Genomic DNA, 18679 nt, shown 5'->3' with positions numbered 1-18679 from the left:
CCGATTACACTCGTCGGCCAAACGGCGAAAAGTCAGAACAGCCGGTGGTCACGGGTGGGTTGGGAAGGCAGGAATGGGCAAGCGTCTTAGGGGCAAACGTCTTAGAGGTAAGCGTCGTTTGTTGATGGCCTCGGTGTCGACGGGGCTGTTGTCGGGGCTGGTCTTTGCCGGCCCTGCCGGGGCCGCCCAGGACGAGGAGACCAACGTCCAGAATCTGCCGCCGGTCGAGGTGACGGCGCCGTCGTCCTCGGTGGCAAGGCGTACGCCGCCAACCCGGCCGGTCGCGCGGGCCGGGACATCATCGTCGAACCGCCCCAAGACCCGCATCTATGTCTATCCGACCTCGCCGGGCACCGGCCGGGGTCTCGACGTCGACAAGGTCGCCTCGGCGATCAACGCGGTCGATGCCAACCAGATCAGGCGGACCGGCTCGCTCAACGTCACCGACGCGCTGCGCGACAACATCGCCGGCGTCAACATCAGCGAGGTCACCGGCAATCCGTTTCAGCCGGATGTCGAATTCCACGGCTTCATCGCCTCGCCGGTGACGGGCGCGCCGCAGGGCCTTGCGGTGTACCAGAACGGCGTGCGCATCAACGAGGCCTTCTCGGATGCCGTCAACTGGGACCTGATCCCGACCGCCGCGATCAGATCGGTGACGCTCGTCACCAACAACCCCGCCTTCGGCCTCAACGCGCTCGGCGGCGCCATCAACCTGCAAATGAAGGACGGCTTCACCTATCAGGGGGCCGAACTCGATCTGATGGGCGGCTCGTTCGGCCGCGTCCAGGGCTCGGCGCAATGGGGCAAGCAGGTCGACAAGAACTACGGCGTCTACGCCGCGCTCGAAGGCCTGCGCGACAACGGCTTCCGCAATTTTTCCCAATCGACCGTGCGGCGCTTCTACAGCGATGTCGGCTACAAGGAGGGCGACAGCGAATTCCACGTCAACATGGGGCTCGCCAAGAACGACTTTGGCGCCAGCGCCACCGTTCCGGCCGAGCTGCTCGACAAATATTGGGGCGCGACCTACACCACGCCCCAGACCACGAGCAACCGCGTCGGCTATCTCAATTTCACCGGCAAGGTCGATGCGACGCCGACCTGGACGCTCGAAGGTACCGCGCATGTGCGCCGGTACGAGCAGAAGCTGGTCGACGGCAATCCGACCGACGTGCAGGAATGTGCCATTGCCGGGCTGTTGTGCTTCGGCGACGACACAATGGAGGCGAACGGCACCGACGGCGTGCAGCTTGCCAATCCGTTCCCGACGGGGACCATCCTCGGCGAGATCGACCGCAGCTCGATACGCTCGACCACCTTCGGCGTGTCGGGGCAGGCCACCAACACCGATCAGCTGTTTGGGCACGACAACCGCTTCGTCATGGGCACCAGCTATGACGCAAGTGTCACGCGCTACAACGCGACCGCCGAGATCGGATCGATGGGAGAGAATTACGTCGTCAGCGGCAGCGGTGTCTTCCTGGGGGCGACGCCCACGACAGATCCGGTCGCCGGTCCGGTCTCGCTGCGGACCGTCAACCAATATAACGGCCTGTACGCGATGGACACGTTCAACGTCACGGATGCCTTCGCCATCACCGGCGGCGGCCGCTTCAACCTGGCGCGCATCATGCTGGAGGATCAGCTCGGCACCAGTCTTAACGGCGACCACACCTTCACCCGCTTCAATCCGGTGATCGGCGGCACCTACAAGATCACGCCCGAGTTGACCGCCTATGCCGGCTATTCCGAGGCCAACCGCGTGCCGACGCCGCTCGAGCTCGGCTGCGCCGACCCGGTCAGGCCCTGCATGCTCGCGGCGTTTCTGGTTTCGGACCCGCCGCTGAAGCAGGTCGTGTCCAAGACCGTGGAGGCCGGCTTGCGCGGCACCAAGGAGCTGAACATCGGCTCCCTTGGATGGAAGGTCGGTGCGTTCCGCGCCACCAACTATGACGACATCGTCGCCGTTCCCGCAGTCGGGCGCACCGGCTTTGGCTATTTCAGTAACGTCGGCAGAACGCGGCGGCAGGGGCTCGAGGCCGACGTCAACATCAAGTCATCGACGCTTCAATTCCAGGCGAGCTACGCGTTCGTCGACGCACGCTACCTCGATGCCTTCGCGCTCAGCTCTGAAAGCCCGTTCAGAGATCCCGTGACCGAGACCATCCAGGTCCTGCCCGGTAACCAGCTTCCCGCGATTCCCCGTCACCGGGTCAAGGTCGGCATCGACTACAACGTCACCGACGTCTGGAAAGTCGGCGGCAATGCTCTGTTCGTCTCGAGCCAGTATTTCGTCGGCGACGAGTCCAACCAGTATTCGAAGCTGCCGTCCTACACGGTCTTCAACCTTCACACCTCCTATCAGGTGACGAAGAACTTCCAGCTCTACGGCAAGATCGACAACATCTTCGACAAGCGCTACGCCACCTACGGACAGTTCTTCGACCGCGGAGCCTTGCCCAACTTCAGCAATGGCGGCGCCGATTTCACCGACCCGCGCTCACTGAGCCCGGCCCGGCCGCGCGCGTTCTATGCAGGCATGCGGGTGACGTTCTAGGTGCGTCCAAGCGCAGCTGTCCGCTCCTGGACGGGCAGCAGAGCGGGCTCAGGGCATGCATCCCGTTCCAACATGAACAAGTGTTCCAGTTCGCGCCTGTTGCATATTTTTCCCGAAATCGGAACGAGGAGGGGTTTTTCCGGTTAGCGGCCTGCACACGAGAAGGGAGAACGCAATGAAGGTTGCAGTCATCTTGTTGTCGGCGGTCGCTCTCGCGGCGACGGCCCCAGCGGCTCTTGCGCAGAGCAGCACTTCGGACAGAACGCCCGGTCATGAAATGCAGACCAAAGGCGCGAAGACCGGCAGCCCGGGCGCGTCAGGTTACTCGCCGGGCCACGAAATGCAGGCGAAAGGCAGCAAGAAGGGTTCGCCGGGCGCCTCGGGATATGCCCCGGGTCAAACCACCGGCTCGACTTCCGGCGCCGGCAGTACGAGTACGAAGAGGTAATGCGAACTGTTGGATGCCCGCCGATTNGCGGGCATTTTTCTGACTTCTGGCCCTCGTTTTCGCCGACACGTTCGAGAGGGCTCCGCGCCGCCATGCGCAGACAGCTTGCGTAAAATATCCCGCCTCCGGCATCATGGGCCCGGAGGCTTGCTTTGTCGTGTCATTGAAAAATCCGGACGCCGTCGCCGCCATCGTCGCGGCGCTCCGACACCTTTACGGTGACGAGGTTGCGCGCCTCATGCTCGTCGAGGGTATGAGCCTCGCCAACCTGATCGATGCGATGTTTTCCGCGCCCTTGACGCACCGCGAGGCGATCAGGGCCATTACCGACGGACTGGACGATTTCGTCATTTCACCGGACCTCGGCCGCATGTGGCACCTCAGGTACATCTATGCAGACGAGCCCGGCTCCCTGCACGTCGTGGACATGGAGATCGCGACGCCCAGCGGTACGCTGGTGAGCAAGGACGTCTGGCTTCGCCTGTCGTCCTAGAGCGGTTGCCACCGCCCCGCGAGGCCTCCCGTAAGGGGACGTGCCCCGGGTCGGTTCTACTTCAGGCCGATTGACTCAATGTTCATGATTTGTTCTTATGCTGCACGTCCAGCCAAGGAGCGAGCCATGGACAACCGCATCAATGAAATCCGCAAGATCATCAGGGCGTTACGTGTGAGCATGCGTGAGGCCGAGGCCGTCATGCATGAGCAAATCAACCGGGACGAAGACTGCACCTTCGTGGCCGAGGAGGTCATGAAGATGCGCACCGTGATGAGCGGGCTTGTCCAGGAGCGGATGGCGCTCGGGGACACCGACCCGATCGTCGTTGCCAGCCTCTTCGTTCCCCGCCGGCGGTCGGCGCCTCCGCGCATCGGTGTCGAGAAGCGCCCCCTTGTTCCGCGAAGGGAGGTGGCGAGGACATGAAGGCAGAGAGGCCGACCTACTTCTCCGACATGCACGAGCCTCCGGAGTTCTTGAAGGCTCTCGAACACGCGCGGCGCCTGTCCTGCCTCGAAGGCTGGTGCCGCATGCACATCGAGGCGATCCAGGTCGCGATCGATCAGTACGCGGAAGCAGCTCTTGGCAATCGGGAGTTCTTCCTCAACAAGCCGCACAGCATCGGCGGGAGTCGCCGGACAAGCGACGTGCCGTAGGATTGAGAGGCGCCGGCGCAAGCCGGCGCTGCGTCGGCTTTTACCGATCGGAAACCATATCAAATGATCCGAAAACTTTAACGAAACTGTTCGGCTGTCTCCGCGTCAGTTCGGCGGAGGGTCGTCCAATGACAGAGTACCAGTTGAGAGAGCGGCAATTCCAGATCGCGCGTTACCGGCGTCTGGAGCGGGAAGTCACCGACCCGCTTGCCGCGTGCCTGCTTCACAGCATCATCGAGGAGCTTGAAGAGGAGCTGCGCAGGGACGTCCCGGATTGGTACGGGCTGCCTGATTAACGCTTTCTTAGCGCTGATCATGCGGATATCCGCGGGGGGATTACCAGGGGAGACTGCTCCCATGCTGAAGGACGGCACCTACGCGGCGTGGTACAAGACGCCGATCGATCAGGGCACCGGCATCGTCCATGTCGCCGACGGCCAGATTTGGGGCCGCGACAGCCTGATGACCTATCACGGCTCCTGTAAGATCGACGGAGATCGCTTCACCGCAAGCGTCCTGACCAGGCGTCATACCGATGGGCGTGCGACGGTGTTCGGCGTGGAGGACGAGCTCACGCTGGAGATCGAGGGAACGTGCCCCGGCAGAATCGCGACCTACACGGCGACGGCACGACAAGCGCCGGGAATGGTTCTCCATGGTACGCTCATTCTGACGCAGCAGCAGCAGCCGGCGTCCGAGCAAACCGGGCAGTTACCGGCGTTCAATCCCGGCAAGCTTCCGAAGCTGCCGAAGCGCTCGCGCTGACCGCGATAGCGCCGCGGCCCCCGAGCCGCGCAATTCTGCATATTCAGCACGCGCACGGCCGCTTCTCAAAGGGCCCGCGACCCGCCATTGTGCCGCCGCACCAGCATCACTTCGGAGCAGCATCACATGTCGGACAAGGTCTCGCGTCGCCAGTTTGCCGCGCTGGCGGGATTGTCCGCGGCAGCGATCGCAAACCCTCTGGACGGCGCCGACGCCAAGCCGGCGGCCGCGGCCACGCGCGATAGCGGCTTTCCCGCAGGCTTTCTCTGGGGCACGGCGACCTCGTCCTATCAGGTCGAGGGCGCGGTCAACGAGGGCGGGCGAGGGGTTTCGATCTGGGACAAGTTCGTCCGCATCCCCGGCAAGATCGAGGACGGCTCGACCGGCGACCGCGCCAACGAGCATTACCATCGCTACAAGGAGGACATCGCGCTCATCAAGGAGCTCGGCTGCAAGGCCTATCGCTTCTCGATCGCCTGGCCGCGGGTGTTTCCGGATGGGGATGGCAAGCCGAATGCTGGCGGGCTCGACTTCTACAATCGTCTCATCGACGAGCTCCTCAGGAACGGCATCGAGCCGTGGGCGACGCTCTATCATTGGGATCTGCCGCAATCGCTGCAGGACCGCTTCGGCGGCTGGCGCTCGACCGAGACCTGCAAGATCTTCGGCGACTATGCGGCCTATGTCGCCGAGCACCTGACCGACCGGGTCAAGAACGTGTTCACGCTGAACGAGAGCGGCCGCTTCGTGCAGTTCGGCTATGGCCTCGGCATCGACGCGCCCGGCGTGACGCTGCCGCAAAGAGAGGTCAACCAGGTCAGGCACAACAGCGCGCTCGCGCACGGGCTCGCGGTGCAGGCGGTGCGGGCCCATGGCCGCCGCGGCACCAGGGTGGGACCTGCCGAGAACATCGACGTCTGCGTCCCCGCGATCGACACGCCCGAGCATGTCCAGGCCGCCGAGATCGCGCTGCGCGAGATGAATGCCGGCTATCTCAACGTCATCATGGAAGGCCGCTATACCGACGCGTTCCTGAAATACGCGGGCGCCGACGCGCCGAAATATACTGAGGCCGAGCTGAAGATCATCTCCTCGCCGGTCGATTTCCTCGGTCTCAACGTCTACGCGCCGCAGAACTATGTGGTGCCGTCCGACGAAGGCGCGGGCTTCATGCCGCTGCCGATCCCGAAATCGTTCCCGCACATGAGTTCGGACTGGCTGCGGATCGCGCCGGAGACGATCTACTGGGTGCCGAAGCTCGCGGCCAAGATCTGGAAGACGGACGCTATCTATATCACCGAGAACGGCACTTCCGGCGACGATGTGGTGACGCCTGACGGCAAGATCTACGACACCGACCGCATCATGTACCTGCGCAACTATCTCGCCCAGCTCCAGCGCGCCACCGCCGAAGGCGTGCCGGTGCGCGGCTATTTCCTCTGGAGCCTGATGGACAATTTCGAATGGGTGTTCGGGCTCAGCAAGCGCTTCGGCCTCTATCACGTCAATTTCGACACCCAGGTCCGCACGGCAAAGCTGAGTGCCAGCTTCTATCGCAATGTGATCGCAAAGAACGCGGCGGGGGTATGATCTCTTCGCTGCTGCCCGCGTGCGGTGAGAGGCCGGATTTTACGCGCAGCGGAAAATCCGGGTGAGGGGGAGCCCCCCGCGAGTCCGTCTGTTACCGTTGTTGCCGAGGCAGCCCTCACCCCAACCCTCTCCCCGTAAGAACGGGGAGAGGGAGTGCAGCAGCCTACATTGACTCCACTCTTCCCCTTATTCAAAACGTCCTCAACACTCACAACAAGAGGACAACGCCCATGACCGACGCGCTGATCATCGATGCCTGCCGCACCCCGCGAGGCGTGGGCAAGGCCGGCAAGGGAGCGCTCTCCGGCATTCATCCGCAGCAGCTCGGTGCAACCGTGCTGCGCGCGCTCGCCGAACGCACCGGCATCAATACCGCCGACGTCGACGACATCGTCTGGGGCTGCAGTGCGCAGGTCGCAACGCAAAGCGGCGATCTCGGCCGCATGTCGGCGCTCGATGCCGGCTATGACGTGCGCGCCAGCGCGGTGACGCTGGATCGCTTCTGCGGAAGCGGCATCACCAGCGTCAACATGGCGGCAAGCTCGATCATGGCGGGCGCCGAAGACCTCGTCATCGCCGGTGGCTGCGAGATGATGTCGATGGAAGGGCGACGCGGCGGCGGGCCGATGATGATGGACTCCGGTAATCTGCGCCTGCGCGCAAGGCATCCGCAGTCGCATCAGGGCGTCTGTGCCGACGCGATCGCGACCATGGAAGGCATCACGCGACAGGACGTCGATGCGCTCGGTCTCGAGAGCCAGAAGCGCGCCGCGCATGCGATGGCGAACGGCCACTTCAAAAACAGCCTCGTGCCCGTGCACCGCGAGGACGGCAGCCTCGCGCTCGACCATGAAGAATATCCGCGCCCGCAGACCACGATGGAAGGTCTCAGCAGCCTGAAGCCAGCGTTTCCCGCGGTCGCCGATTACGCGCTCGACGACAAGGGCACCACCTATCGCGGCCTGATCCTGCAGAAATATCCGGACCTGAAGATCGACTTCGTGCATCACGCCGGCAACTCGTCCGGCGTCGTCGATGGCGCCGCCGCGATCCTCTTGGCTTCGCCAGGCTATGCCAGGGCGCATGGCCTCAAAGCCCGCGCGCGTGTCGTCGCGATGGCGAACATGGGGGATTCGCCGACCCTGATGCTGAACGCCCCGGTGCCGGCCACGCGCAAGGTGCTGGCGAAGGCCGGCCTCTCCATCGACTACATCGACCTGTTCGAGATCAACGAGGCCTTCGCGGTGGTGGCTGAAAAATACATCCGCGATCTCAAGCTCGACCGCGCCAAGGTCAACGTCAACGGCGGCTCGATCGCGCTCGGCCATCCCATCGGTGCGACCGGCTCGATCCTGATCGGCACCGTGCTCGACGAGCTCGAGCGGCGCGACCTGAAGCGCGGTCTCGTCACCATGTGCGCCGCCGGCGGCATGGCGCCCGCCATCATCATCGAGCGCGTGTAGCTGACGCCTCTTCACCTCTCTCCCCTTAAAAAAGGGAGGGAAAGCGGTTGTGGTGCGCTCCAACCCTTATTTTCTAGGGTGAAACGCACCTCTCCTTGCACAAAGAGGCCGGTCGTCGCTTGTCGAAAGCCGCGAATCAGCTTTAGCAAGGCTGCGTGCGGGCCTTTGAAACAAGGTAAAATCCGCTGCCCGAGGCTTCTCCCGCTCCGGAAGTAGCTAAAAAGCAGGGTTTTTTGCCACAGGGGGCCAAAAAAGCCCGTAAAATCGCGACAAACTGTGCAGAAGGCTATAGGCCTTCGCCGGTTGGTCTAATATGCAACCGGCAACGAATCAGAGGAGACACGATGCCAGCCCAAATGTCGAAATCGCAGTTGATCGAAAAGATTGCGACCGCCACCGAGCTTTCCAAGCGCGACGTCAAGAGCGTCATGGAGACGCTGACCGACGTCGGCCACAAGGAGCTCAAGAAGAACGGCCTGTTCCTGGTGCCGGGCTTCGCCAAGTTCGTGGTCATCAAGAAGCCCGCGACCAAGGCGCGCAAGGGCACCAACCCGTTCACGGGTGAAGAGATGATGTTCAAGGCCAAGCCGGCCCGGAAGATCGTCCGCGCCCGCCCGGTCAAGGCTGCCAAGGACGCCGTGGCCTGATAACGCAAAGGCCCCCTCGCAAGGGGGCCTTTTATTTGGGGCAGCCGCGAGGGCCTGAGACGGAGGAGCTCAACCCTTGCGGCGCTTCACCCGGACCGGGATCGGCTGAAGCCGCGGCCCGGGGGCAGCGAGCGCATCGCGCACACGGTCGATGGCGCGATCGAGCAACTGGCGCAGCCGCTGCGTCTTGCGCGATCTCTTCGCTCTTTCCAGCAGTTTCTGCATCGCATCACTCCGCCGCTTCGACCTTGGCCTCGGCCGCCGGCTCGAGCGCGGCGGCGATTGCCTCGTCGACGCGCTCCAGCCAGATGAATTCGAGGTTGTCCCGCGCGCTCTTCGGGATGTCGTCGTAGTCCCGCTTGTTGCGCGCCGGCAGCATCACCCGCTTCAGGCCGGCGGCGGCCGCAGCCACCACCTTCTCCTTGATGCCGCCGACCGGCAGTACCAGGCCGCGCAGCGAGATCTCGCCGGTCATCGCGGTGTCGCTCCTCACCGTACGATTGGTGAGCAGTGACGTCAGCGCCGTGAACATCGCAACGCCCGCGCTCGGCCCGTCCTTCGGGGTCGCTCCCGCCGGGACGTGAACGTGGATGTCGCTCTTCTCGAACACCGAGGGATCGATGCCGAGCTGCGAGGCCCGGCTCTTCACCAGCGTCAGCGCCGCCTGCACGCTCTCGCGCATGACCTCGCCGAGCTGGCCGGTCAGGATCATGCCGCCGCGGCCGGGCACGCGCGAAGCCTCGATGAACAGGATGTCGCCCCCGACCGGCGTCCAGGCAAGGCCGGTGGCCACGCCCGGAATGCTGGTACGCTGCGCGATCTCGCCCTCGAAGCGCGGCTGGCCGAGCACGGTGGCGATGTCCTTCGTCGTCACCACGATCTTGGCAGCCGTGCCTTCGGCGACCTGCACCGCGGCATGGCGGAACACCTTGCCGATCTCGCGCTCGAGATTACGCACGCCGGCCTCCCGGGTGTAGCCCTTGACGATCAGCTTCAGCGCCTCCGGCTCGATCTCGGCCTGCTCGGCCGTGAGGCCGTTGGCCTCCAGCTGCCGCCGCACCAGATAGCGCCGCGCGATCTCCAGCTTCTCGTCCTCGGTGTAGCCGGCGAGGCTGATCAGCTCCATGCGGTCCAACAGCGGACCCGGAATCTGGTCCAGCATGTTGGCGGTCGCGATGAACACCACGCGCGACAGGTCGAAAGGCACGCCCAGGTAATTGTCCCGGAACGTCCCGTTCTGCTCGGGGTCGAGCACCTCCAGCATCGCGGCGGAAGGATCGCCCTGCACGCCGCGGCCCATCTTGTCGATCTCGTCCAGCATCATGACGCAGTTGCGGCTGCCCGCCTTCTTGATGCCCTGGATGATGTTGCCGGGCAGCGCGCCGATATAGGTGCGCCGGTGACCGCGGATCTCCGCTTCGTCATGTACGCCGCCGAGGCTGACGCGCACGAAGGGGCGATCCATCGCGCGGGCGATGGACTGGCCGAGCGAGGTCTTGCCGACGCCGGGCGGGCCGACGAAGCACAGGATCGGGGCCTTGCCCTGCGGCGCGAGCTTGCGCACCGCCAGATATTCGATGATCCGGCTCTTGATCTTTTCCAGACCGAAATGGTCGGCATCCAGGATGCGGCGTGCCTCCTTGATGTCGATCGGCTTCTCCGCGGGCAGCGCCCAGGGCAGCTCGATCAGCCAGTCGAGATAGGTGCGGACCATGCCGGCTTCGCCGGCCGCCTCGGGCATGCGCTCGTAGCGGCGCAGCTCCTTCTTGGCGTGCGCCTCCGCTTCGGGCGGCATGTTGGCCTTGGCGATGGCAGCCGTCAGCTCGGCGACCTCGGCCGCCTTGCCGTCGCCTTCGCCCAGCTGGCGCTGGATGGTTGCCATCTGCTCGCGCAGGATCGCCTCGCGCTGCCGCTCGTCGAACGAGGCCTTGGTCTTCTGTCCGATTTCATTGCTGATGCGCAGCACCTCCAGCCGCTCGGCCAGGTGCTTCGACACCTTCTCGACCCGCAAAGCGAGGTCGATGGTCTCCAGCACCTCCTGCTTGTCCTGCGGCTTGATGTCCATGAAGGACGTGGCCAGATCCGCCAGCGCGCCGGGCGCGCTGGTGCTCTGGAACATCGCGACCAGCTCGGGCGGCGCCTGGGGCAGCAGCTCGATCGCCTCGATGGCCTGGCGCTGCAAATTCAGCGCGCGCGCCTCGATCTCGGGCGAGCTCGTGGTCGGCTCGGGGATCTGCTGGAAGCGCGCGGCCGGGAACGGCGTCCCCGGCAGGAAGTCGAGGATGCGCGCGCGCTGCACGCCCTGGCAGACGATGTGATGGGTGCCGTCGGGCGCGGTGATATAGCGCACGATGTTGGCGATGGTCGCGACCCGGTAGAGGTCGTCCGGCCCGGGGTCCTCGATCTCGGGGCTGCGCTGCAGGACGATGCCGACCGGCCGCTGCTCGCGCAGTGCCTGCTGCGCGGCGGCGATGGACTTCGCCCGGCCGATCGCGATCGGCGCGATGGCGCCGGGGAACAGCACCATCTCGCGCACGGGGATGATGATCAGTGCGTCTTCGGGGATCTTCACGTCGGACTCGGTTGAATTGGTCTGTGTGTTGTTCATCTGTTCGGTGGTCATGATCGACCTCAGGATTTGGCGAGGCGCAGAGCGACGCAGCCGTCCATCACGAAGCGGCTGATGGCGTAGCGGCCAAGGGGAAGCGCGATGCGCCGCTCGAAGCGGCCTTGGGGCAATTCGAGCCGATGGATGCGGGCGTTGCGAAGCTCCGGCGGAAGCGTGCGCTGGCCGGAGATCACAAGCACGCCGTCATGGATGACAGTCTCGACATTGTCCGGATTGACGCCGGGAAGTGCCACCAGGATCAGAAGCTCATGCTCGGTCTCGAGCACGTCGATCGGCGGCTCCCAGCAGGCTTCCTGCCGGCCGAACTGCTGGCGCAGCCGTTCGGCGCGGGTCAGCGAGTCCAGGGCTTCGGACAGCATCCAGTCGAGGGGATTTTTGGGTTGCATGGCAAAACTCGGGGAAGGCGCTGCGGTTGGAAAACGGGGATATGGGGACGGTTCCCCAAAATTCCAGCATCGCGCGTCTGGAGCATGCCTTCCCCGCGGACGCGAGGAGACCCTTGCACTCGGACGCTTCGACGCCGCGAAAGATGTTCCGCGGCGTCGAAGGCAACAATTGGGCACCTCGTGCGATCAGGCGGCGGCGCGGTACTCGTCTTCCGCTTCGAGGTTGATCACGGAGGTGGCGAGCTCGGTCAGCGTGTGGTCGGTCGCCTCTTCCTCCTCCAGCGTCTCCTGGAGCAGCCTTGCCGCATCCGGCATGCCGAGCTCCTCGGCCCAGGTGCGCAGCGTGCCGTAGCGGGAGATCTCGTAGTGCTCGACGGCCTGGGCCGCAGCAAGCAGGCCGGCGTCGAGGGCGGGGGCGTTCTTGAAATCCTTCATGATCTCGGCGCCCTCGTCGGTGATGCCGTTGATGGCCTCGCAAGGCTTGCCGCGCGCAGGCTTGCCCAGCATCCTGAAGATCTGGTCCAGACGTTTGACCTGGCCCTGCGTCTCCCGCAGATGCTTGTTGAAGGCCGCCGCAAGGTCCTTCGAATGGGCCGCCTTGGCCATCTTGGGCAGCGTCTTGATGATCTTGTTCTCGGCGAAATAGATGTCCTTCAGCGTTTCCAGGAACAGGTCGCTCAGCATCTTCGGCGCCTGACGCGTCCGGCGCGATGCGGCGGTTTTCCTGTTCGCACGTTTTTTCGCTCGTTTGGCCATTGGTCCTCCTCTCTACATGACACGGGAAGGCATGCCCTTCCTCGATCCTCACGCGATCAAGAACCGGGATGAGCAAATGTTCCTCGCGAAGGCGGCCGCCAGCCGCTATGGCTTGCCGTCTGAGCCAAGCTCTTCTGAGACAAGCCTGCCCGAGACGCTGTCCGATGCTCGACTTTGCCCTGTCCGCCTTCGTGACCTTGCTGCTGGTGGTCGATCCCGTCGGCCTCGCGCCGGCCTTCCTCGCCGCGACCTCCGGCATGCCCGACAAGGTCAAGCGGACGGTCGCGCTGCGCGCGCCGCTGATCGCGGCCTCGATCCTGGTGGTGATCGCGCTGGTCGGAAACTGGCTGCTGCGCCAGCTCGGCATCGGTATCCCCGCCTTCCAGATCGCCGGCGGGCTGCTGCTGTTCGGCGTCTCCTACCAGATGATCTTCGGCGACCGCCCGCACCGGGAGGCGCGCGAGGCCGACAAGGCGACCTCGGAGCATCATGCCGCGGACGTCGCGGTGTTTCCCCTGGCCATCCCCATGATGGCTGGCCCCGGCGCGATCGCGACCACGCTTCTGCTGTCGGGCGATGCCGGCTACGGTCCAAGGCTCGCGATCATCAGCGCGATCGTGCTCGCGGTGTGCCTGCTCTGCATGCTGTGCTTTGTCTCCGCGGGCCTGATCGCGCGCACCCTTGGGCGCACCGGAAATGCGGTGCTCTCGCGCGTGCTCGGCATGCTGCTCGCGGCCTATTCGGTGCAGTTCGTGATCAATGGCGTAGCGGCCGTCCGGGCGAGCCTTTCGTAGGGTGGCGGCAGTCGGCTAATTTATTGATTTTAAGCCATATTTCCGGGCCCGTCGGGGTGGCGGACACGGCGGCGTCTGATCCCCGCCGCTTTCGCTTGCACTGCCACATCGCTTTGACGTACTTCCGCTCTAACAAGCGCCCATCGCCAAGAGGTCGAGATGAAATCGGGATGTCGATGACAGCGGACGAACTCGCCAAGAGACAGGCCATCATCGACGCCTGCCGCCGCATGAATGCGCTCGGCATCAACCAGGGCACGTCAGGCAATATCAGTGTCCGGCATACGGACGGGCTCCTGGTCACGCCGACCAGCGTGCCCTATGACGCCATGACGCCGGAGCAGATCGTGTACATGGCGATGGACGGCTCGCATGCGCGCCATCAAAAGCCGTCCAGCGAATGGCGCTTCCATCGCGACATCCTGAAGTCGCGGCCCGACGTCGACGCCGTCGTCCACGCCCATCCGACCTATTGCACCATCCTGGCGATCATGGGCATGGAGATCCCGCCGGTGCACTACATGATCGCGGCTGCCGGCGGCGATAGCATCCGCTGCGCGCCCTATGCCACCTTCGGAACGGAGGAACTGTCCGAGCACGCGGTGCGGGCGCTGGAGGGGCGGCTCGCCTGCCTGCTCGACCATCACGGCATGATCGCGATCGGCAAGACGCTGGACAAGGCGATGTGGCTCGCCGTCGAGGTCGAGACGCTGGCGCGGCAATATCACGGCTGCCTCCAGATCGGACAGCCGCCACTTCTTTCCAGCGACGAGATCGAACGGGTCCGCCAGCGCATGGCCGGCTACGGCCTGTCGGAAGGGTAGGGCGGGCAGACGGTGTTCGTACGGATCAGGCGCCTCGTCGATCGCAAGGGAACGAACCGCACCATGGTTCGGCTGCGCGCGCTGCTGCGCAGCAACGAGTTCTACCTGATCCCGCTGGCGCTGGTGATCGGCACGCTCGCCGGCGCCATCGTGACGCTGATGGCCGAGATCGCGCAGATCGCCCATGTCGTGATCTACGGCATTCCCGTCGACGTTCGCCTGTCGGCCAATGCGCGCGTGAGCCCCTGGGCCGCGCTGCTCGCGCCTGCGCTCGGCGGCCTGGCGCTCGGCATCATGGAATGGTCGCGGCGGCGGATGAAGATCTCCAACGCGGTCGACCCGATCGAGGCCAACGCGCTGCGCGGCGGCAATCTCTCGATGCGCGACAGCGTGGTGGTGTCGAGCCAGACGCTGATCTCCAACGGCTGCGGTGCTTCGGTCGGGCTCGAGGCCGGCTATACCCAGATCGGCTCCGGCATCGCCTCGCTGCTCGGCAAGTTCTTCAATCTGCGCCGCAACGATCTGCGGCTGATGGTCGGCTGCGGTGCCGCCGCCGCGATCGCAGCCGCGTTCGGTGCGCCGATCACCGGCGCCTTCTACGCCTGCGAGCTGATCGTTGGCGTCTATTCGGTCGGCAGCGCCGCGCCGATCCTGGCGGCTTCGCTGGCCGGCGCGCTGACCGCGCAATGGCTCGGCGGCGCGCCGTACTCCATCGAAATCCCCAAGGTCAGCTCGGTCGGCATCGAGCAGTATCTGGCATTGATCGGGCTTGCTCTCGTCACCAGCGGCGTCGGCATCGCCGTGATGCGCTCCTCGCCGATGTTCGAGCGCCTGTTCAAATGGCTGCCGGTCTGGCTTCGTCCGGTGTTCGGCGGCCTCATTGTCGGCGGCTTTGCGATCCTCACGCCGCAGGTGCTGGCGGCCGGCCACGGCGCCATGGTGCTCGACCTGTTCCACGACATGACGATCGGGCTGATCGCGCTGATCATCGGCCTGAAGTTGACGGCCTGCCTGATCTCGCTGGCCTCGGGCTTCCGCGGCGGCCTGTTCTTCGCCTCGCTGTTCGTCGGCAGCCTGATCGGGAAGTTCTTCGCCGCGGTGCTGTTGCTGATCAGTCCGAACTTCGTGATCGATCCCCTGGTGTCGATGCTGACCGGCATGGCGACGCTCGGTGTCGCCATCGTCGGCGGTCCCCTGACGATGTCGTTCCTCGTGCTCGAGATGACCCGCAACGTCGACGTCACCGCCGTGGTGCTGGCCGGCTGCATCGTCACCTCGATCTGCGTGCGCTTCATGTTCGGCCACTCCTTCTCGACCTGGCGCCTGCATCTGCGCGGCGAGACCATCCGCAGCGCCAACGACGTCGGCTGGCTGCGTAACCTCACGGTCGAACGGCTGATGCGCTCGGACGTCGGCAAGGTGCCGTCGACCACGACGATCGCCGCGGTCCGCCGCGAATTCGCGCTCGGCTCGCGGCCGGGAATCGTCATCGTCAACAATGCGGACGAATATGTCGGCCTCGTGCTGCTGCCCGACCTGTTCTCCAGCGACCTCGACACCATCGCCGACGACATCCAGGTGATCGAGCTCGCCCGTCTGATCGACATCGTGCTGATCCCGGAAATGAACGTGAAGTCGGCGATGGCGGTGTTCGACGAGGCCGAAGCCGAGATGCTGGCGGTGGTCGATTCCACCGACAGCCGCAAGGTGGTCGGCTTCCTCACCGAGAACTTCGTACGCCGCCGCTATGTCGAGGAGATCGACAAGGCGACGCGCGGCGTGCTCGGGGCGCTGTCGTAGAATTATTCGAGCTGATCGACCTCCCGCAACACCGGGAACAGCTTCATCCACAATAGCGCGATCGCGATGGTGCCGATGCCGCCGAGCGCCGCGGCGGGCATCGCGCCGAGCAGGGCCGCCGCCATGCCGCTCTCGAATTCGCCGAGTTGGTTCGAGGCGTTGATGAAGAGGAAGTTCACCGCGCCGACGCGGCCGCGCATGGCATCCGGCGTTGCCAACTGCACCAGCGCGACGCGGACGACGACGCTGATCGTGTCGGCTGCCCCCATCGCGGCGAGCGCAACGATCGAGAGCCAGACGTTGCGCGACAAGGCGAACACGATGGTTGCGAGTCCGAAGGCGATGACGGCCTGAAACATCCGCAGTCCCGCGCGCCGTGTGATCGGGCGGCGTGCGATCACCGCGGTCATCACGAGTGCACCGATCGCGGGCGCGGCGCGCATCACGCCGAGCGCCCAGGGGCCGGCTTGCAGGATGTCCTTGGCATAGATCGGCAGCAGCGCGGTGGCACCACCGAGCAGGACCGCGAACAGGTCGAGCGAGATCGTGCCGAGGATCGCGGGATTGCTGCGAACGAAGTGCAAGCCGGCAAAGAGCCCGTCGAGACCTTCGTGCTTGGTGGGCGCGACACGCTCGACCCGGATCAGACCGGTCAGGCCGCTCGCGACCAGCGACAGCACCGCCATCAGCACGAATGGCGCACTCGGTGACACCGCATAGGCTAGCCCGCCGATCGCGGGGCCGCCGATGGCCGCGACCTGCCAGCTGCCGGTCGAGAGTGCCGTCGCCCGTTGCAGCATGCCCTCGGGGGCGACGGCCGGCAGCAGCGCGGAGGAGGCCGGGCTTTCGAACGCACCGGCCAGCCCGAACAGGCCGAGCACGACGAAGATATCCGGTGCGGTCAGCGTCCCCGCCAGCAGCCGCAGGGCGAGATAGAAGGCCGCGACACCCTGCGTCAGCTCGCAAAGCTGCATGATCCGCCGCCGGTCGTAGCGGTCGGCCGTGTGCCCGGCGACGAAGACGAGCAGGGCGCTCGGGATGAACTGCACGAGACCGGCAAGACCGAGATAGAAGGCGCTGCCGGTCAGCGCGTAGATCTGCCAGCCCACCGCAACGGTGGCGACCTGATAGGAGAATTCCGACAGACTTCGCGAGGCGATGTAGAGCAGCAGCGGGGGATGTCGCGACAGCGCGACTGGTGACGTGGCAAGTGTGGAAGCTTGATCCAAGGTGGTGAGCAATCACGAAAGCGGGACGGCGTGCGTCATGCGCCGCCGTCCGCGCCGGCTATCGGCCTGGTTGAGATGGAGCTGCGACGACGCAGGCCACGATCCGGCGGACCAGTGGCAGAACCATCAGCAGCGTTGGAAAGGCGACAAGCCACGACAGCCCCCAGGCGCCCGGCCAGGTCGCGAGGAACGCCGGCGTTGGGCCGAGGCTCCGGAGCGTCGAAATGACGGACACCACGGCGGTCATGAGGGTGGACAGCACGAATGGCATCACGATCGGCGCATAGCGCGCCGGCAGTTTGCGAACCGCAATCATCTGATTCTCTTGGAAAAGGACGCGTCAGTCACGGTGAACCTTTGAAATGGCATCGATCCCGACGACGTCGGTTGATGCGTTGGTTCACGTGAAACGCTTACGGCGACCGAAAAACGGCGCGGCTGTTCATTAACCGCTCAGGTTGAGTGGCGCAAGCTGGATCACCTCGTTCGGTTTACAATCGTTCAAAGCGTGGCAGATTGCCGCGATTACGAAACCATTTCAGTGGTTTGCGCGTTGCAAGCCGTTTGCATGGATGTGATTGGGCGAAAAACAGAGGAAGATCAAAATGAGCAGACTCATGATTTCCGCAGCAGGCCGCAACACCATTCTGGCCGCGTGCGCAGGCCTGGCGCTGCTCGCAGCCTCGGTATCGCCCTCGGCTGCGGCGGCCCCTCGGCCGGCCCAGGCGTCCACAAAGGCTGTGACGGCAGGCCAGGCGTCCTCCGACGTAACCGATTTCAGCGCAGCGCGTCGTCGCCACTACTATCGACGCGGCCCGAGCGCCGCGGGTCTCGCCTTCATGGGCGCGGCCGCGGGCATCATCGGCGGGGTGATCGCCGAGCAGCGGCGCCGCGACTACTATGAGGACCGCTATTATTATGGCCCGCGTCCTTACTATGGCGGCCCGGGCTATTACGGCGGTGGTCCCTATTATTACGATCCGGGCTACTGATATCAGCCGCGTCGCGCGGTCGGTTTCGATCTCGCTTCGGAAGAGGGCGGTGCCTCGCGCCGCCCTTTTTCGTGCTCGGGTTCTCGCGTAGCCCGGGTGAGCGCAGCGATACCCGGGACCGCTGTAGCTGGTGGCAAGACCCCGGATATCGTTGCGCTCACCGGGCTACGAGGCCGGGCTGTGTCGCCCGGCTGTCAAGCCGATCCGCCAAAAATATTCCGCTTTACCGAAATTCGGATTTGTCGTAGATATCGCCCATCCCGGCTCATCCTTGAGGGGCGATCATGTGGTCGTCGTGTTCGCGAGCCGGGGCTTGCGGTGGACGCGGCAGCGTCGGGCGCGTGAGCTTAAGGGCAGGGCGGATTGCTCTCCGTGAGCCCAAGGCTTCGCGTGGACGAACGGCGCTGCTAGGCTTCGTCTCGTTTGCAAGTTTCCGGCTCCGTCGACAGGGCTGGAAAGACTGCGGCGATAGGGCGGGCCGTGCGTACGGCAAAACCGTGTGGTCCTGGCCGTCGTTGCTACGGTCAAGCTCTTGCGGAGGCGGCAGTTGCGTCAACCGGCGCGCTGCTGGTGAATTCCGCGGGAGTGAGGGAGGCCAGAGGGAATTCGGCTCCCGGGAGAGCGCGGCATAAGCCGTCCGACCATCG

The 18679-nt window shown here is 64.9% G+C and carries 20 protein-coding genes; 14 read left to right on the top strand and 6 right to left on the bottom strand.

The window, feature by feature from the left end; all coding sequences use genetic code 11:
* The first annotated feature begins 73 nt into the window (after positions 1-73).
* The 10 genes from A5906_RS16145 to A5906_RS16105 all read left to right on the top strand — a co-directional run bounded on the left by A5906_RS16145 (position 74) and on the right by A5906_RS16105 (position 8622).
* Complete coding sequence (locus A5906_RS16145) at positions 74-2560, top strand: TonB-dependent receptor (protein ID WP_080136371.1); 2487 nt, start codon at positions 74-76, stop codon at positions 2558-2560.
* Between the two features lie 175 nt (positions 2561-2735).
* Positions 2736-3008: a hypothetical protein gene (locus A5906_RS16140; RefSeq protein WP_080136370.1), complete on the top strand. Its 273-nt coding sequence runs from the start codon at positions 2736-2738 to the stop codon at positions 3006-3008.
* A gap of 133 nt (positions 3009-3141) precedes the next feature.
* Positions 3142-3501 carry a hypothetical protein gene (locus A5906_RS16135; protein ID WP_080136369.1) on the top strand — a complete coding sequence of 120 codons (360 nt, stop codon included), beginning with the start codon at positions 3142-3144 and terminating at the stop codon, positions 3499-3501.
* Between the two features lie 126 nt (positions 3502-3627).
* Positions 3628-3927, top strand: coding sequence for a hypothetical protein (locus A5906_RS43070; protein ID WP_080136368.1), 300 nt, complete (start codon positions 3628-3630; stop codon positions 3925-3927).
* Complete coding sequence (locus A5906_RS43065; RefSeq protein WP_080136367.1) at positions 3924-4157, top strand: hypothetical protein; 234 nt, start codon at positions 3924-3926, stop codon at positions 4155-4157. The genes A5906_RS43070 and A5906_RS43065 overlap by 4 nt, the downstream gene beginning before the upstream one ends.
* A gap of 128 nt (positions 4158-4285) precedes the next feature.
* Positions 4286-4453, top strand: a complete 168-nt coding sequence (locus tag A5906_RS43060) for a hypothetical protein (RefSeq protein WP_167523615.1) — start codon at positions 4286-4288, stop codon at positions 4451-4453.
* A gap of 61 nt (positions 4454-4514) precedes the next feature.
* A complete protein-coding gene (locus tag A5906_RS16120) occupies positions 4515-4922 on the top strand; it encodes a hypothetical protein (protein ID WP_080136366.1) in 408 nt (135 codons plus the stop codon).
* 126 nt (positions 4923-5048) lie between these two features.
* The gene (locus tag A5906_RS16115) at positions 5049-6512 is read left to right on the top strand and encodes a GH1 family beta-glucosidase (RefSeq protein WP_080136365.1); all 1464 of its coding nucleotides are present in this window, start codon (positions 5049-5051) and stop codon (positions 6510-6512) included.
* 230 nt (positions 6513-6742) lie between these two features.
* On the top strand, positions 6743-7975 hold the full coding sequence (locus tag A5906_RS16110; protein ID WP_080136364.1) for an acetyl-CoA C-acetyltransferase: 1233 nt from the start codon (positions 6743-6745) through the stop codon (positions 7973-7975).
* Positions 7976-8319: 344 nt separating this feature from the next.
* Positions 8320-8622 (top strand): HU family DNA-binding protein, encoded by a 303-nt coding sequence (locus A5906_RS16105; protein ID WP_008139488.1) that lies wholly within the window; start codon positions 8320-8322, stop codon positions 8620-8622.
* Positions 8623-8691: 69 nt separating this feature from the next.
* Here A5906_RS16105 and A5906_RS43055 read toward each other — a convergent pair whose 3' ends face one another.
* The 4 genes from A5906_RS43055 to A5906_RS16090 all read right to left on the bottom strand — a co-directional run bounded on the left by A5906_RS43055 (position 8692) and on the right by A5906_RS16090 (position 12393).
* Entirely contained in the window at positions 8692-8847 is a 156-nt protein-coding gene (locus A5906_RS43055) for a hypothetical protein (RefSeq protein WP_167523613.1), read from the bottom strand.
* 4 nt (positions 8848-8851) lie between these two features.
* Positions 8852-11245, bottom strand: a complete 2394-nt coding sequence (gene lon, locus A5906_RS16100) for an endopeptidase La (RefSeq protein ID WP_080136363.1) — start codon at positions 11243-11245, stop codon at positions 8852-8854.
* Between the two features lie 8 nt (positions 11246-11253).
* Complete coding sequence (locus tag A5906_RS16095) at positions 11254-11637, bottom strand: Hsp20/alpha crystallin family protein (protein WP_080136362.1); 384 nt, start codon at positions 11635-11637, stop codon at positions 11254-11256.
* Positions 11638-11823: 186 nt separating this feature from the next.
* On the bottom strand, positions 11824-12393 hold the full coding sequence (locus A5906_RS16090; RefSeq protein ID WP_080136361.1) for a YciE/YciF ferroxidase family protein: 570 nt from the start codon (positions 12391-12393) through the stop codon (positions 11824-11826).
* Positions 12394-12557: 164 nt separating this feature from the next.
* Here A5906_RS16090 and A5906_RS16085 point away from each other — a divergent pair, with 164 nt between their 5' ends.
* From A5906_RS16085 to A5906_RS16075, 3 genes are all read left to right on the top strand, one after another.
* Complete coding sequence (locus tag A5906_RS16085) at positions 12558-13187, top strand: MarC family protein (RefSeq protein WP_080136360.1); 630 nt, start codon at positions 12558-12560, stop codon at positions 13185-13187.
* 170 nt (positions 13188-13357) lie between these two features.
* Entirely contained in the window at positions 13358-14011 is a 654-nt protein-coding gene (locus A5906_RS16080) for an L-fuculose-phosphate aldolase (protein ID WP_186465169.1), read from the top strand.
* A 12-nt stretch (positions 14012-14023) separates the two neighbouring features.
* Complete coding sequence (locus A5906_RS16075) at positions 14024-15811, top strand: chloride channel protein (RefSeq protein ID WP_080136359.1); 1788 nt, start codon at positions 14024-14026, stop codon at positions 15809-15811.
* Between the two features lie 2 nt (positions 15812-15813).
* Here the strand turns inward: A5906_RS16075 and A5906_RS16070 are convergent, their stop codons facing one another.
* Both A5906_RS16070 and A5906_RS16065 read right to left on the bottom strand, forming a co-directional pair.
* A complete protein-coding gene (locus A5906_RS16070) occupies positions 15814-17040 on the bottom strand; it encodes an MFS transporter (protein ID WP_136615262.1) in 1227 nt (408 codons plus the stop codon).
* Between the two features lie 58 nt (positions 17041-17098).
* Complete coding sequence (locus A5906_RS16065; RefSeq protein ID WP_080136357.1) at positions 17099-17356, bottom strand: DUF2798 domain-containing protein; 258 nt, start codon at positions 17354-17356, stop codon at positions 17099-17101.
* Between the two features lie 289 nt (positions 17357-17645).
* Between A5906_RS16065 and A5906_RS16060 the strand changes: the two genes are divergently transcribed.
* Positions 17646-18032, top strand: coding sequence for a hypothetical protein (locus A5906_RS16060; RefSeq protein WP_080136356.1), 387 nt, complete (start codon positions 17646-17648; stop codon positions 18030-18032).
* The last annotated feature ends 647 nt before the right edge of the window (positions 18033-18679 follow it).

Source organism: Bradyrhizobium sacchari, assembly GCF_002068095.1.
Lineage (GTDB): Bacteria > Pseudomonadota > Alphaproteobacteria > Rhizobiales > Xanthobacteraceae > Bradyrhizobium > Bradyrhizobium sacchari.
The sequence above is the reverse complement of the archived record's forward strand: the minus strand, read 5'-3'. Positions and strand labels throughout refer to the sequence as shown.